Origin of the sequence: Acinetobacter sp. 1294596, assembly GCF_000582925.1 — a bacterium.
Lineage (GTDB): Bacteria > Pseudomonadota > Gammaproteobacteria > Pseudomonadales > Moraxellaceae > Acinetobacter > Acinetobacter radioresistens.
Window position 1 is genome coordinate 1 of the sequence record NZ_JFCC01000056.1, and the last position, 16,404, is coordinate 16,404.

The following is a 16,404-nucleotide window of genomic DNA, read 5'->3' on the forward strand; positions in this document are numbered from 1 at the left end:
TATAAATATAATTATTTCTAGGCTTAATTATTCATATTAATTTAATCGGATTTATTTTAATTTTAACTTTATATTAAAATAAAATAGGCTCCAGATTTTCTCTTTAAACAGCTCATTTTTAAGATGAGCTTAAGTGGATAAATCGGAGCCTTGAAAGAAGCTAATAACCAGATGGATTTAAAGTACCATCGCAGCAATCCAGCCGAAGATAAGCAGCGGAATATTAAAATGGATAAATGTAGGTATTACTGTATCCCAAATGTGATCATGCTGACCATCTATTCCCAAACCGGCAGTAGGCCCTAAAGTAGAATCTGAAGCAGGAGAGCCGGCATCACCTAGAGCAGCCGCTGTACCAATCAATGCAACTGTGGCTAAAGGACTAAAACCGAACTGTACACATAGCGGAACATAAATTACTGCCAGTACTGGCACACTCGAGAACGATGAACCAATACCAATGGTGACAAATAGGCCGATAAACAGCATAAGAAATGCAGCCAGTGCATGGTTATCTCCAATTAGATGTACAACCCCATTAACCAGACTATTAATGTCACCGGTATGGGTCATCACTGAAGCAAAACCAGCAGCCGAGATCATGATAAAGCCGACTAAGGCCATCATGCGCATACCCTGTACAAATACGTCATCAGCATCTTGCCACTTAAAGATACCTGAAGCAGAAAGTACTGCAAAACCGACTAGACCACCCAGAATCATTGAACCTGAATAGAGTTGAGCAGCCAGAGTTAATGCAATTGCCAGAAAAGCCATGATCATGGTTTTCTTTGAAATAACTGGAGCTTCACTCGCAACCTGCTGCAATTCTTTGGCATCTTCCTCAAGTTTTACTTCACCAATGCGAACAGGTTTATCTAAATCAATAGTGGTGACACGGGTGACCGCTTTATCTACGTAATGGCGTGGTTTACGGTAACTGATGAATACAGCCACTAAAGTACCAAGAAGCATACCTAATACAGGAATAGCCATACCCATAGGCATCATCCAGCGGTCCACATGCAGATTATAAGCAGCCCCAATCTTGTTAATATTTCCCATGAGAATCTGCTCAAGGAAAATCGCCCCAAAACCGACTGGCAGGAAGATATAAGTCCCCACTAAACCTAGTGTTAAGACACAAGCAGCTGCTCGACGATCCAGATTAAGATGATTCATGACCTTAAGTAAAGGCGGAACCAAGACCGGAATAAAAGCGATATGAACTGGAATCAGGTTTTGAGAACAGATAGCTGAAATCAGTAATATTCCTAACAGCAAAAACTTTACTTTCTTAGCACGTGCCTGAGAGACTTCTGCTCCGAGCAAGCCGATCAGTTTATGTGCCAGTAAATCTGGTAAACCTGATTTAGATAAAGCCAAGGCAAAAGCACCTAATACTGCATAAGCGAGTGCTACTTCGGCACCATCACCCAAGCCTGCATTAAATGCACTTACTGTATCAGATAGGCTTAAACCAGCAACCAGGCCCCCAATCATTGCTGAAATGACTAGTGTCAAAACAACAGAAACTCGCGCGATGGATAAAATAAACATCACGGCAATTGCGATTACGACTGCGTTCATGAATTTAATGAAGAAACAAAAAGTGCCTCATTTTAACAGAATTTTTTCAGTCGCAAGCTTACTATCAGTTGCTATAGAAAACTCATAGAGACTATACAGATAAGAACCAAGTTTAGTTAATATTTTTCAAATATTTATAATTCTTTTGAATTTATTTACTCTAGAGTTTTTATTGATAATTTAACTAATCTGTTTGCAAATTTATATAGATTGACCATTTATTCAGACGAGAACAGTATATGATCAATGCGAGTTTATCTTAGTTAACTTAATATTATTTTATAAAGACAAAAATTATAGGTCCGTATGAATCTTTTAAAGAAACTCCAGAATATTCCTGCAGTGTCCAAATTCATGATTAACCGCTATTCCCCTTATCGCGGTGCCGGAATTATGATCGATCAGATTGATCTGCCCAATTATCATATCCGGGTTAAAATGCCACTGACCCGTAAAAACCAGAATATCGTAGGAACTCATTTCGGTGGTAGCCTTTATTCCATGGTCGACCCATTTTATATGCTCATGCTTATGCACCACTTAGGCAATAAATATATTGTATGGGATAAAGCAGCCTCTATCAGTTTCCTTTCACCAGGACGCAGCACGGTATATGCCGATATACGTCTAAGCCAAGAAGAACTTGAAGAAATCAGAAGGCTGGCCCAGAATTATGAACCTGTCCTGCGTCACTACACCTTAAATATTCTGGATGATCAAGGCGTCAGAATTGCTGAAGTGCAAAAAACCTTGTATATCCGCCGTAAAAAATCTAAAACGCTGATTAAACCCTATACTCAGATTTAATGTATACAAAAAAATAAGCGCATCTAGCGCTTATTTTTTCTGTGCTGTTAGCGACGTCTTTCCTGGATAACTACACCGGCGCCACCACCAAGCGCCCCACCAATTGCAGCGCCAGCATTACCACCAATGACTGCTTCACCAACGACTGCTCCCAGACCTGCACCAATTGCACTACCTGTGGTACTGCCGCGCGTGCCACCTTGAGAATTAGTACCTACGCCTGCGCCAGCCGCTGCACCTAAACCAGCACCGACTTTACCGCCTACTGCATTCCCTGCTCCACCACCTACCGCACCACCTAAAGCCGCCGCACCAATGCGCTGCTCACGAGGTGACATGTTTTCACAACCTGCCAACATAAATACTGATGCAGTGGTCACTGCCAATACGCTAACTAATTTTTTCAAGGTTATTATCCCCTGCTTCTATGCTTTATTAGCTTAGTTTAAATTTATGCAGCAATTCTGATGAATATGTTATGAACTAAGTAAGTATTCAGTAATTTATGTAAAAAACTCATGCACTTTATCAGGTATGATTTATCAAGAAATATCATTTCGCAGCTATAAAAAAAGCACCCTTAGGTGCTTTTTTTAAATTCTAGAACTTAAAGCTCTTCATTCAGTGCTTGAGAAAATGCCTGATCTACTTCAGAGAAGTCATTAGCCAAAGCGAATTCTGCAGCTTCTGCTTCCTGACGACGACGCTCCAAGTGATAAGCCAAGCCTGTTCCTGCCGGAATCAGACGGCCTACTACCACGTTTTCTTTCAGGCCGCGCAGATCATCTTCCTTACCTGTTACAGCTGCTTCAGTTAACACACGAGTAGTTTCCTGGAACGATGCAGCAGAAATGAAGGAGTCAGTCGACAATGATGCTTTGGTAATACCCATCAGTTGACGTTCAAACTTCGCAGGAAACTTGTTCTGAGACAGAACTGCCTGGTTCTCTTGAACCACGCGGATATAATCCACTTGTTCACCTTTAATGAAGCTTGAATCACCACCATCAGTGATTTCAACCTTACGCAGCATTTGACGTACGATGACTTCAATATGCTTGTCATTGATTTTTACACCCTGAAGACGGTAAACGTCCTGAACTTCGTTCACGATGTAGTTGGTCAATGCCACTTCGCCTTTCAAACGCAAGATATCATGTGGATTTTGTGGACCATCAGAAATGACTTCACCACGATTCACATGCTCGCCTTCGAACACGTTGATCTGACGCCATTTAGGAATCAGCTCTTCATAAACTTCAGCGCCATCATCCGGAGTAATTACCAGACGGTTTTTACCTTTGGTTTCTTTACCGAAGCTTACTACGCCTGATACTTCTGCCAAGATCGCATGCTCTTTTGGCTTACGTGCTTCAAACAGGTCGGCAACACGTGGCAGACCACCGGTAATATCACGAGTACGTGAAGATTCCTGTGGTACACGGCCAATAACATCACCTACGCCAATTGTTTCACCGCTGCGTACAGTCACAATCGTGTTCTGTGGCAGGAAGTAGAACTGTTCACTGCCATCTGCTGTATCAAGTACAATCGCTGGACGCAAATCTTTACCTGATGCAGGACGAGCAGTCACTGGCAGAATCTCAACAGTAGTCATACCTGTTGCATCATCTGTTTTCGATGTTGCAGTCACACCATCAGTAATTTGCGAGAAACGCGCCTTACCAGCCACTTCTGTTACCAGCGGATGGGTATGCGGATCCCAAGTTGCCACAATACCACCAGCTTCTACAGCTTCGCCTTCTTTCAGCAGAATGCTTGCACCATACGGCAGTTTGTAACGTTCACGCTCACGACCCAGCTCATCAGCGATACCAACTTCACCCGAACGGGAAACTGAAACCAAGTGGCCTTTAGCATGCTGTACAGTTTTCACATTATGGAAACGTACAGTACCTTTGTTACGTACCTGAACACTGTTTGCAGCAGAAGTTCGGCTTGCAGCACCACCCACGTGGAAGGTACGCATGGTTAACTGTGTACCTGGCTCACCAATCGACTGCGCCGCCATAACACCAACAGATTCACCTGGATTCACCAGATGACCACGTGCAAGGTCACGACCATAACATTTTGCACATACACCAAATGCCGAGTCACAGCTGATCACTGAACGTACACGGATTTCATCGATACCTGCTTCTTCAAGCTGAGTAGCAATTTTTTCGTCAATTAACGTATTACGCGGGAAGAGAACCTCTTCACTGCCTGGACGGATAACATCTTCAGCAATCACACGACCCAGCACACGATCACGTAACGGCTCGATCACGTCACCACCCTGAATGAGTGGAGTCATCGTCAAGCCACCCACAGTGCCACAGTCCGGCTCAGTAATAACCAAATCTTGCGCTACGTCAACCAGACGACGCGTCAGGTAACCCGAGTTCGCAGTTTTCAATGCGGTATCGGCCAGACCTTTACGTGCACCGTGAGTCGAGATGAAGTACTGAAGTACAGTCAAACCTTCACGGAAGTTCGCTTTAATCGGTGTTTCAATGATCGAACCATCCGGTTTCGCCATCAGACCACGCATACCTGCGAGCTGACGAATCTGTGCTGCACTACCACGTGCACCAGAGTCAGACATCATATAAATCGAGTTAAATGATTTCTGCTTTTCTTCCTGGCCTTCACGGTTGGTTACACTTACAAATGACAGGTTATCCATCATCGCTTTTGCAACCTGGTCATTAGTACGTGCCCAGATATCCACTACTTTGTTATAACGCTCACCTGCGGTAACAAAGCCCTGTTCAAACTGCTGTTCAATTTCACGAACCTCAGTTTCCGCCTTGTCAATAATTGCCTGTTTCTGCGGCGGAATAACCATGTCTTCCATACCAACAGATACACCAGAGCGAGTCGCTTGACGGAAGCCCAAGTACATTAACTGGTCAGCAAAAATAACAGTATCTTTCAGACCCAGCTTACGGTAGCAAGAGTTAATCAGTTTCGAGATATTTTTCTTGGTCATCTCTACATTGATCTGCTCGAAGCTTAAACCTTCCGGCACAACTTCCCATAACAGGCAGCGGCCTGGCGTGGTCTGTACAATGATTGTCTGCTGCTCGCGCTCACCATTTTCATTGATAATGGTCTGGTGTACACGTGCTTTTACGCGGGCATGCATCGCTACCTGACCGGTAGCCAGTGCACGGTTTACCTCATGCGTATCAGCAAACACCATGCCTTCACCTTTGGCATTCACTGCATCACGGGTGATGTAGTAAAGACCTAAGACCACGTCCTGAGACGGCACAATGATAGGTTCACCGTTCGCAGGAGACAGGATGTTGTTAGTCGACATCATCAGTGCACGCGCTTCAAGCTGGGCTTCAAGCGTCAATGGTACGTGTACAGCCATTTGGTCACCGTCAAAGTCGGCGTTAAATGCGGTACATACCAATGGATGCAGACGGATTGCCTTACCTTCAATCAGGATCGGTTCAAATGCTTGAAGACCCAGACGGTGAAGTGTTGGCGCACGGTTTAGCATAACCGGGTGCTGACGGATAACGTGAGCAAGAACGTCCCAAACTTCTGGAGTTTCGCGCTCAACCATTTTCTTGGCAGCTTTAATGGTGGTTGCTTGGCCTGAAGCCTGCAGTTTTGCAAAAATAAATGGCTTGAACAGTTCAAGTGCCATTTTCTTAGGCAGACCACATTGATGCAGACGTAGAGACGGCCCCACCGTAATTACTGAACGGCCAGAATAGTCAACACGTTTACCCAGCAAGTTCTGACGGAAACGACCTTGCTTACCTTTGATCATGTCTGCCAAAGATTTTAAAGGACGTTTGTTAGAACCAGTAATGGCACGACCACGACGTCCATTATCCAGCAATGCATCTACAGATTCTTGAAGCATACGTTTTTCATTACGTACGATAATATCTGGAGCAGCCAGGTCAAGAAGACGTTTTAAGCGGTTGTTACGGTTGATCACACGACGGTAAAGATCATTCAGATCAGAAGTCGCAAAACGGCCGCCCTCAAGTGGAACTAACGGACGAAGATCTGGTGGAAGTACTGGCAGTACATTCATCACCATCCATTCCGGCTTATTGTTCGACTCTTTAAAAGCTTCCATCAGTTTAAGACGTTTTGATGCTTTCTTGAGCTTGGTCTCAGACGTAGTTTGTGGAATTTCTTCACGCAAACGAGAGATTTCTGCTTCAAGATCGATATCTTTTAACAGGTCTTGAACAGCTTCCGCACCCATTTTTGCGGTGAATTCATCACCGTGTTCTTCAAGTGCGTTGTAGTATTCTTCATCAGTAAGCAACTGGTATTTCTCAAACGGAGTCATACCCGGATCAGTCACTACATAAGATTCGAAATACAGTACACGTTCAATATCACGCAAGGTCATGTCAAGAAGCAGACCAATACGGCTCGGCAATGATTTCAGGAACCAAATGTGTGCCACTGGAGAGGCAAGCTCGATGTGACCCATACGTTCACGACGAACTTTCGCAGTTGTTACTTCAACGCCACATTTTTCACAGATGACGCCTTTGTACTTCATACGCTTGTATTTACCACACAAGCATTCGTAATCTTTTACTGGACCAAAGATTTTGGCACAGAATAAACCGTCGCGCTCCGGTTTAAAAGTACGATAATTAATTGTCTCAGGCTTTTTCACTTCGCCGTGAGACCATGACTTAATCATTTCTGGTGACGCAAGACCAATACGGATACGGTCAAATTCAACCGGTGCATGACCGTCTGAATCCGTTTTCTTACGCATGATATCGAGCAAGTCTTTCAATTTTTTTCTCCGTGTGCCGGTGGGCACATCGCCCGCCCGGCTGGGTCACAAATATTGTGTTTACCTGAAAAGGTGAAAGGTCCTAGACCTTAGTCACCATTTTTCAGTTCAATGTTGATACCTAAAGAACGGATCTCTTTGGTCAATACGTTGAACGATTCAGGCATGCCCGGATCCATATAATGGTTTCCATCTACAATATTCTTATAGATGCGGGTACGGCCTTCAACGTCATCCGACTTCACGGTCAGCATCTCTTGAAGAGTATATGCTGCACCGTAAGCTTCAAGTGCCCAGACTTCCATCTCACCGAAACGCTGACCACCGAATTGTGCTTTACCACCAAGCGGCTGTTGCGTTACTAGCGAGTAAGAACCGGTAGAACGCGCATGCATCTTGTCATCCACCAAGTGGTTGAGTTTAAGCATGTACATGTAACCTACAGTTACCGGACGGTCAAACTGTTCGCCTGTACGTCCATCAAACAGGATCTGCTGGCCAGAACGTGGCAGTTCTGCAAGTTCAAGTAACTCTTTGATCTGGCCTTCTTCGGCACCATCAAATACTGGAGTTGCCAGTGGCACACCCTTGCTGAGGTTTCCTGCAAGTTTCAAGATTTCATCATCAGTCAGTGTATCAAGCTGTTCTTGCTCACCACCGACTTTATTGTAAATCTTATCAAGGAAATCACGCAGTTCAGCAATAGCACGCTGCTGTTTAAGCATCTTGTCGATCTGCTCACCCAAACCTTTTGCAGCAAGACCCAAGTGTGTTTCCAGAATCTGTCCCACGTTCATACGTGATGGTACACCTAGCGGGTTTAATACCACATCAACCGGAACACCATTGGCATCATGTGGCATGTCTTCTACAGGCAGGATTTGTGATACCACCCCCTTGTTCCCGTGACGACCCGCCATTTTATCACCCGGCTGGATACGACGTTTAACTGCCAGATAAACCTTCACAACTTTCAATACGCCATGAGTCAGCTCATCACCCGTAGAAAGCTTGCGTTTCTTCTCGGCAAACTTCTCGTCAATCTCGGTGCTTTTCTCTTTCAAGAACACCTGGATCTGGGTTAAACGTTCAGCAATCGCTTCATCGCTTGGCTGGATTTCGAGCAGATCAATCAGTTCAAGGCCAGATAGCAATTCTTCAGACAGTTTCTCACCACGTTTGGTATTTCCCCCGCCGTTAGACCCCTGATCTTTCAGCAAACGTACAATACGTTCACGAGCCGCTTCTTCAAAGATTTTATATTCTTCTTTCAAATCTTTACGATAAGCGTCAAGTTGTGCTTTCTCAATCGCCAGTGCACGGTCATCTTTTTCCAGACCATCACGTGTAAACACCTGGACGTCAATTACCGTACCTTTGGTACCTGATGGAACACGTAAAGATGAATCTTTTACATCAGCTGCTTTCTCACCGAAGATAGCGCGAAGCAGTTTTTCTTCAGGTGTGAGCTGAGTTTCACCTTTAGGTGTCACTTTACCAACCAGAATATCGCCAGCCGTTACTTCTGCACCGATATAAACGATACCGGATTCATCCAGTTTAGAAAGCGCAGCTTCACCTACGTTTGGAATATCCGCAGTAATTTCTTCTGCACCCAGTTTGGTATCACGTGCTACACATGACAATTCCTGAATGTGAATAGAAGTTAAACGGTCTTCCTGAAGTACACGTTCAGAAAGCAGGATTGAGTCTTCGTAGTTGTAACCATTCCAAGTCATGAATGCAACACGCATGTTCTGACCAAGTGCTAATTCACCACCATCCGTAGACGGGCCATCAGCCAATACATCACCACGACCAACTTTATCACCCAGATTCACCAGAACTTTCTGGTTAATACAGGTATTCTGGTTTGAACGTGTGTATTTGATCAGGTTGTAGATATCTACACCCGCTTCACCCGCAATCATCTCGTCTTCGTTAACACGAATAACTACACGTGACGCATCTACAAATTCAATGGTACCGCCACGTTTCGCAATTACACATACACCTGAGTCACGTGCAACATTCGCTTCCATACCTGTCCCTACTAGCGGTTTGTCCGCAATCAGTGTCGGTACAGCCTGACGCTGCATGTTTGAACCCATCAATGCACGGTTGGCATCATCGTGCTCAAGGAATGGAATCAGAGATGCCGCTACAGAAACTACCTGCTGTGCAGAAACATCCATATGCGTAATACGCTCTGGAGCCATACGCACAAATTCGCCTTGGTAACGTACAGAAACCAGCTCTTCGGTTAAATAACCATCTTTATCGAGTGCAGAGTCGGCCTGAGCAATCACAGTTCCTACTTCTTCAATTGCAGACAGATATTCAACTTCATCTGTTACACGGCCATCTACCACTTTACTGTAAGGCGTTTCCAAGAAACCAAATTCATTGGTTTTTGCGTATACAGACAGCGAATTAATCAGACCGATGTTTGGTCCTTCAGGGGTTTCAATCGGACACACACGACCATAGTGGGTCTGGTGTACGTCACGCACCTCAAAGCCTGCGCGCTCACGGGTCAAACCGCCTGGTCCAAGTGCCGATACACGACGCTTATGTGTAATTTCAGATAGCGGGTTATTCTGATCCATAAACTGGGACAACTGGCTTGAACCAAAGAATTCTTTGATTGCAGCAGCTACCGGTTTAGCATTGATCAGGTCCTGTGGAGACAGGTTGTCAGTTTCTGCCTGTGACAGACGCTCTTTAACTGCACGTTCAACACGGACCAGACCTACACGGAACTGGTTCTCAGTCATTTCACCTACAGAACGGACACGACGGTTACCCAGATGGTCAATATCATCGACCTCACCCTTACCGTTACGAATTTCAACTAAAGTACGTAATACATCGATGATATCTTCATTCGAGAGAATACCTTCAACTTCACGTGACTTCTGGTCAGTTCCTACTTCGTATGGGCGACCTAAACGACGGTTGAACTTCATACGACCAACAGGTGACAGGTCATAACGCTCAGAAGAGAAGAACAGGTTATTGAACAGGTTCTCAGCAGCTTCTTTTGTTGGCGGCTCGCCTGGACGCATTACCTTATAGATCTCAACCAGGGCTTCTTCACGGCCACTTGTTGTATCTGCACGTAAGGTATCTGCCACGAATGAACCACGATCAATATCATTGGTATACAAGATATTAAACTGCTTCACGCCACCTTCAGCAATCTTCACCATGATTTCATGGCTCAGCAAGGTATTCGCAGCAATTACATCGCCTGATTTCAGGCTAATATCTTCAGCAGTAATCCGTTCGTACAGGTACTCATCAGGAACTGGCAGTTTAGTCAGGCCAGAAGCTTCCATTTGACGTACATGACGTGCATTGATACGTTTACCCTGCTCAACAATCACTTTGCCATCATTGTCAGCAATATCGAACTGCGCCATTTCACCACGCAGGCGTTCAGGCACGAGGTCAATCTGATAACTGCCCATATCCAGATACACAGGGACTTTCTCATAGAACAGATCCAGAATCTGTTCATTGTTATAGCCCAGTGCACGCATAACTACAGTAGCAAGTAATTTACGACGACGGTCGATACGTACATATACCAGGTCTTTGGCATCAAACTCAAAATCAAGCCATGAACCACGGTAAGGAATAATACGTGCTGAATACAACACCTTACCGCTTGAGTGGGTTTTACCTTTGTCATGGTCAAAGAATACACCCGGTGAACGATGTAACTGAGATACGATTACACGCTCGGTACCATTGATGACAAAGGTACCATTTTCAGTCATGAGTGGAATTTCACCCATATAGACTTCTTGTTCACGAACATCTTTGATTGATTTTGTTTCGCGATCTTTAATGATCAGACGAATCTTTACGCGCATTGGTGCCGCATAGGTTGAGCCACGAAGAATACATTCGCGGACATCAAACTCGGGTTTACCAAGGCTATACTCAACAAATTCTAAAGCAGCATTGCCAGAATAACTTTCTATAGGAAAAACTGAACGAAATGCGGCTTGGAGACCGATATCTTCGCGGTTTTTTGGAGTTTTGCCGTCTTGCAAGAAAGTACGGTACGAGTCGACTTGAATAGACAACAGGTACGGTGCTTCCATGACTTGGGGCAATTTACCAAAATTCTTACGGATCCGTTTCTTTTCGGTATATGAGTATGCCATCTGGAGTCCTCGGAAAGTAAACCAAGCCCGCCTGCAGAACGGGCTCAGAAGGAATTACGCAGGCCGATATGGCCACCACTTTTTACAAAAGCTGCAATCTTGAGTGGTATGAAAACGCTTATCAATATTTTCAAATCAAAAAATATTGGTAAGCGTTTGAATTTATTTGATTTATTATTAAATTAACTGATATATTCAGCAAACTAACAAAAATCGAGCCGATTATTGTAACGCAAAAAGGCTGATGACCCAAGAGCCATCAGCCATTTTATGGAGCCGATTAAAAAATCGACTCCTTAAAGAATTACTTAAGAGTAACTGTAGCACCAGCTTCTTCAAGTTTTTTCTTAAGCTCTTCGCCTTCTTCTTTAGAAACGCCTTCTTTAACAGCTGAAGGAGCGCTTTCAACAAGATCTTTCGCTTCTTTAAGACCAAGGCCAGTTGCTTCACGAACTGCTTTAATTACAGCAACTTTGTTCGCACCGAAAGAAGTCAACTCAACGTTGAATTCAGTTTGTTCTTCAGCAGCAGCAGCGCCAGCACCTGGAGCAGCAGCAACAGCTACAGCAGCAGCAGATACATTGAATTTCTCTTCGAAAGCAGAGATCAGTTCAACAAGCTCAAGAACAGTTTTTTCAGCAACTGCATTTAAGATTTCTTCGTTAGTTAAAGCCATGAGAGTAACTCCAAATGGATATTGAATGGTGTGAAAGTAGATTTAAGCTTAAGCAGCTTCTGACTCGTTTTTCTCTTTGAGCGCAGTAATAAGGCGACCCAATTTCGAGATAGGAGCCTGAAGAACATTGGCAAGCATAGTAAGTGCTTTTTCTTGGTTTGGAAGATTCGCGATTACGCTAACTTCAGCACCTTCATAAACTTTGCCATCAAAGGCAGCAGCTTTAAGTTCAAATGCTTTGTTAGTTTTAGCAAATTCTTCAAACAAGCGTGCAGCTGCACCCATGTCATCTTCAGAAGTTGAGAAAGCCAAGATTGTTGGGCCAACAAGGTTGTCATTCAAGATATTGAATTGAGTATCTTGAAGAGCACGCTTAGCCAGAGTGTTACGCACGATACGTGTAGTAACACCAAGCTTACGAGCTTCAACACGAAGAGCAGTTAACTGCCCAACTGTCAGACCTTGGTAGTCAGCAACAACAGCTGAGAACGCTTTAGAAGCAACTTCACTTACTTCTGCAACGATCTGTTTTTTGTCTTCGATAAGAAGAGCCATTGTAAAACCTCCTAACGGTGATTTATGTACCCAAACAGGTACACTCCCAATTCGTAAATCCAATCACTGGACTTACACGCGGAGGAGGAATAAATCACACCACCGCATCTACGCAGGCTGGGCTATTAAGAGTTCAGGTACAGGACCTTCCCTCGCCTGAGGTCTTTGACGCTAATAGGCTTTAACCTATCAATTCAAAGTCCACTCCAGTTGCTAAAAATTTATATTTCCAAGCTACTGGAGATTTTAAGAATTCTGTCTAAGAATAAACTTAGTTAGAAACGTTGCTTACATCAACAACCAGACCAGGACCCATAGTAGAGCTTAGTGTGATTTTCTTGATGTATACACCTTTTGAGGTCGCTGGTTTAAGTTTTTTCAAATCAGCAATCAAAGTTTCAACGTTTTGACGAACAGCAGATGCTTCAAAGCCAATCTGGCCGATTGCAGCATGGATAATACCTGCTTTGTCTACACGGTAACGTGCTTGACCTGACTTTGCATTTTTAACTGCATTTGCCACGTCAGGAGTTACAGTACCCACTTTCGGGTTTGGCATTAAGCCACGTGGACCAAGGATCGTACCCAATTTACCTACAACGCGCATAGCGTCAGGCGCAGCGATCACAACATCAAAGTTCAGATCACCACCTTGGATGCTCTCAGCAAGGTCATCAAAACCAACAATATCAGCACCAGCTGCTTTAGCTGCTTCTGCTTGTGCACCTTGAGCAAAAACTGCAACACGTACAGTTTTACCAGTACCTGCAGGAAGCGTAGTCGCACCACGAACAACCTGGTCAGATTTACGCGGGTCTACACCCAGGTTTACTGCGATATCCAAAGATTCTTTGAATTTCGCTGCTGGAAGGCTGCTTAGAACCTGTACTGCTTCTTCTAAAGTGTAAACTTTATTTGCTTCAATAGCAGCAGCAATGGCTTTTTGACGTTTAGTTAACTTTGCCATGTCTTATAGCTCCACTTCCAAGCCCATAGAACGCGCAGAACCAGCGATGGTACGTACACGTGCGTCTAAATCAGCACCAGTTAGATCTGGTTCTTTAGTAGTCGCAATTTCTTCTAATTGAGCACGAGTCAACTTACCCACTTTAGTTTTGTTAGGTATAGCTGAACCTTTTTGGATACCAGCAGCTTTCTTAAGAAGAATTGCTGCAGGTGGAGTTTTCATGATAAAAGTGAACGACTTGTCGTTGTACACAGTGATCACGACAGGAATTGGCAGACCTGGTTCAACTTTTTGTGTAGCAGCATTGAATTCTTTACAGAATGCCATGATGTTTACACCACGTTGACCTAGTGCAGGACCAATCGGTGGAGATGGATTCGCTTTACCAGCTGGAACTTGCAGCTTGATATAGCCGTCAATCTTCTTAGCCATTATTAAATACCTCTGGGTACAAACGCCGTCAGGCTCCCCGACTTATTCATGTAACAGTAATCGTTACCATAACAATGCCCGACGAATCGGGCGTTTTAACACCAACCTAGCTTAAACTGATTTTTCGACTTGACGAAACTCGAGTTCAACCTGTGTAGGTCGGTTAAATACATTGATGGTCAGCGTTAAACGTGACTTATCGTATTGAACTTCTTCCACCACGCCTTTAAAGTCGGTGAATGGACCGTCAACTACGAGTAATTCTTCACCTGGCTCGAACATTGTCTTAGGACGAGGTGCTTCACCAGTATTGCGAACACGTGCAAGAATCGCATCTGCTTCACGCTGAGTGATGGGTGCAGGTTTTTCAGGCGTACCACCGATAAAACCAAGCACTTTTGGACATTCTTTTACAATATGCCAAGTATCATCATTCATTTCCATTTCGACTAACACATAGCCTGGAAAGAATTTACGTTCAGATTTACGTTTTTTGCCATCCTTCATCTCTACCACTTCTTCGGTAGGGACCAGGACTTCACCAAAGCTGTCGGCAACAGCGCTACGCTGGATTCGATCATTAAGCGAACGCATCACTTGTTTTTCATAGCCCGAATAGGCATGAATAATGTACCAACGTTTCATAGCTCTTTACCCGATAATTAGCTTAATCAACCAACCCAATCCGTAGTCAAAACACCACAATACCACTGATGCAATGATAACAACCACAAGAACCTGCCAAGATGTGGTCACGGTTTCTTGCTTGGTTGGCCAAGTGACTCGGCGCAGCTCAACTCGCGCGTCTTTCAACAAACGAATAAAGGCTTTGCCTTGATGGGTGGCGTATAATAAACCTAAAGCCACTACGATACAAGCCAAAATTACCCCAACGCGCACCCAAATATCATTTGCAGGTGCCCAATACGCTGGCAGATGCTGGTTCACCAAAGTCGCACTGATTAATAAGGCTAAAGCAATAAGCCATAGCACAACATCTAGCACAGACCCGGAACGGACAACTTCAGCAGGATTATTTCTTTGAGGAATTGGCGCGTCGCTCAATGCGTCACGCGATTTATCATTCGACATTTTTGTACTCGTCGTAGGATTCGCGACTTATTATATGACAATTCAGCCAGCATCAAGCTTTTTTATTCAGAAAAAGTGGCAGGCCAGGAGGGACTCGAACCCCCAACATTCGGTTTTGGAGACCGACGCTCTACCAATTGAACTACTGGCCTGTAAGACAAGCCGCAAATCAGGGTTCACGGCTTGAAGATTCAACTATTATATATCATGCAGTTACTTTCGCAACAACACCAGCACCTACTGTACGGCCACCTTCACGAATCGCAAAACGCAGACCAGCGTCCATCGCGATCGGGTGGATCAGCTCAACTGACATCTCAACGTTGTCACCTGGCATAACCATTTCAACGCCTTCTTTCAGCTGGATCGCACCAGTTACGTCAGTTGTACGGAAGTAGAACTGTGGACGGTAACCATTCAGGAATGGAGTGTGACGACCACCTTCTTCTTTAGAAAGTACATATACTTCTGCATCGAATTTAGTGTGCGGCTTGATTGTACCTGGTTTAGCCAGTACCTGACCACGCTGAACGTCTTCACGTTTAGTACCACGTAGCAGAACACCACAGTTCTCGCCTGCACGACCTTCGTCAAGCAGCTTACGGAACATTTCTACACCCGTTACAGTCGTTTTAACTGTATCTTTGATACCAACGATTTCAACTTCTTCGCCGACTTTAACAATACCAGACTCAACACGGCCAGTAACTACTGTACCACGACCTGAAATTGAGAATACGTCTTCGATTGGCATCAGGAATGCTTTGTCGATTGCACGTTCTGGTTCTGGAATGTAAGTGTCAAGCGCTTCAACCAGAGCAAGAACTGCAGACTCGCCATACTGACCGTCGTTGCCGTTCAGTGCTTGAAGAGCTGAACCACGGATGATTGGAGTGTCATCACCTGGGAAGTCATAAGTAGACAGAAGTTCACGAACTTCCATTTCTACCAGTTCAAGTAACTCTTCGTCATCAACAAGGTCACATTTGTTCAGGAACACGATGATGTAAGGTACACCAACCTGACGAGAAAGCAGGATGTGTTCACGAGTCTGTGGCATTGGGCCATCAGTTGCTGCACATACAAGGATCGCGCCGTCCATCTGAGCAGCACCAGTGATCATGTTTTTAACATAGTCAGCGTGGCCCGGGCAGTCTACGTGAGCGTAGTGACGAGTTGGAGAGTCATATTCTACGTGTGAAGTATTAATGGTAATACCACGCGCTTTTTCTTCTGGTGCAGAGTCAATTGCTGCGTAATCTTTCGCTTCACCGCCGTAAGTTTTTGCACAGATTGTTGCAATCGCAGC

At 44.5% G+C, this 16,404-nt stretch carries 12 protein-coding genes and 1 tRNA gene; 1 reads left to right on the forward strand and 12 read right to left on the reverse strand.

Going from position 1 to position 16,404, the window contains the following annotated elements; all coding sequences use genetic code 11:
* Nucleotides 1-177 precede the first annotated feature (177 nt).
* On the reverse strand, nt 178-1,590 hold the full coding sequence (locus J502_RS14300) for a Na+/H+ antiporter family protein (RefSeq protein ID WP_034684788.1): 1,413 nt from the start codon (nt 1,588-1,590) through the stop codon (nt 178-180).
* 306 nt (nt 1,591-1,896) lie between these two features.
* Between J502_RS14300 and J502_RS14305 the strand changes: the two genes are divergently transcribed.
* On the forward strand, nt 1,897-2,397 hold the full coding sequence (locus J502_RS14305; RefSeq protein WP_034684789.1) for a DUF4442 domain-containing protein: 501 nt from the start codon (nt 1,897-1,899) through the stop codon (nt 2,395-2,397).
* Nucleotides 2,398-2,444: 47 nt separating this feature from the next.
* Here the strand turns inward: J502_RS14305 and J502_RS14310 are convergent, their stop codons facing one another.
* The 11 genes from J502_RS14310 to tuf all read right to left on the reverse strand — a co-directional run.
* Nucleotides 2,445-2,756 carry a DNA transfer protein p32 gene (locus J502_RS14310; protein WP_228131036.1) on the reverse strand — a complete coding sequence of 104 codons (312 nt, stop codon included), beginning with the start codon at nt 2,754-2,756 and terminating at the stop codon, nt 2,445-2,447.
* Between the two features lie 248 nt (nt 2,757-3,004).
* Complete coding sequence (rpoC, locus tag J502_RS14315; RefSeq protein ID WP_005023025.1) at nt 3,005-7,195, reverse strand: DNA-directed RNA polymerase subunit beta'; 4,191 nt, start codon at nt 7,193-7,195, stop codon at nt 3,005-3,007.
* An 89-nt stretch (nt 7,196-7,284) separates the two neighbouring features.
* Nucleotides 7,285-11,373 (reverse strand): DNA-directed RNA polymerase subunit beta, encoded by a 4,089-nt coding sequence (rpoB, locus tag J502_RS14320; RefSeq protein ID WP_034684791.1) that lies wholly within the window; start codon nt 11,371-11,373, stop codon nt 7,285-7,287.
* Between the two features lie 304 nt (nt 11,374-11,677).
* Complete coding sequence (rplL, locus tag J502_RS14325) at nt 11,678-12,049, reverse strand: 50S ribosomal protein L7/L12 (protein ID WP_005017060.1); 372 nt, start codon at nt 12,047-12,049, stop codon at nt 11,678-11,680.
* Between the two features lie 48 nt (nt 12,050-12,097).
* Nucleotides 12,098-12,604 carry a 50S ribosomal protein L10 gene (gene rplJ, locus J502_RS14330; RefSeq protein ID WP_005017063.1) on the reverse strand — a complete coding sequence of 169 codons (507 nt, stop codon included), beginning with the start codon at nt 12,602-12,604 and terminating at the stop codon, nt 12,098-12,100.
* 271 nt (nt 12,605-12,875) lie between these two features.
* Nucleotides 12,876-13,571, reverse strand: a complete 696-nt coding sequence (gene rplA, locus J502_RS14335; RefSeq protein ID WP_005017065.1) for a 50S ribosomal protein L1 — start codon at nt 13,569-13,571, stop codon at nt 12,876-12,878.
* Nucleotides 13,572-13,574: 3 nt separating this feature from the next.
* Nucleotides 13,575-14,003, reverse strand: coding sequence for a 50S ribosomal protein L11 (gene rplK, locus J502_RS14340; protein ID WP_005017067.1), 429 nt, complete (start codon nt 14,001-14,003; stop codon nt 13,575-13,577).
* A gap of 111 nt (nt 14,004-14,114) precedes the next feature.
* Entirely contained in the window at nt 14,115-14,648 is a 534-nt protein-coding gene (gene nusG / locus J502_RS14345) for a transcription termination/antitermination protein NusG (RefSeq protein ID WP_005023018.1), read from the reverse strand.
* A 6-nt stretch (nt 14,649-14,654) separates the two neighbouring features.
* A complete protein-coding gene (secE, locus tag J502_RS14350; protein ID WP_005023016.1) occupies nt 14,655-15,095 on the reverse strand; it encodes a preprotein translocase subunit SecE in 441 nt (146 codons plus the stop codon).
* A gap of 76 nt (nt 15,096-15,171) precedes the next feature.
* Nucleotides 15,172-15,247, reverse strand: a tRNA-Trp gene (locus J502_RS14355).
* Between the two features lie 53 nt (nt 15,248-15,300).
* Nucleotides 15,301-16,404: elongation factor Tu (gene tuf, locus J502_RS14360; RefSeq protein WP_052026684.1), on the reverse strand; the 1,104-nt coding region annotated here is incomplete at its 5' end.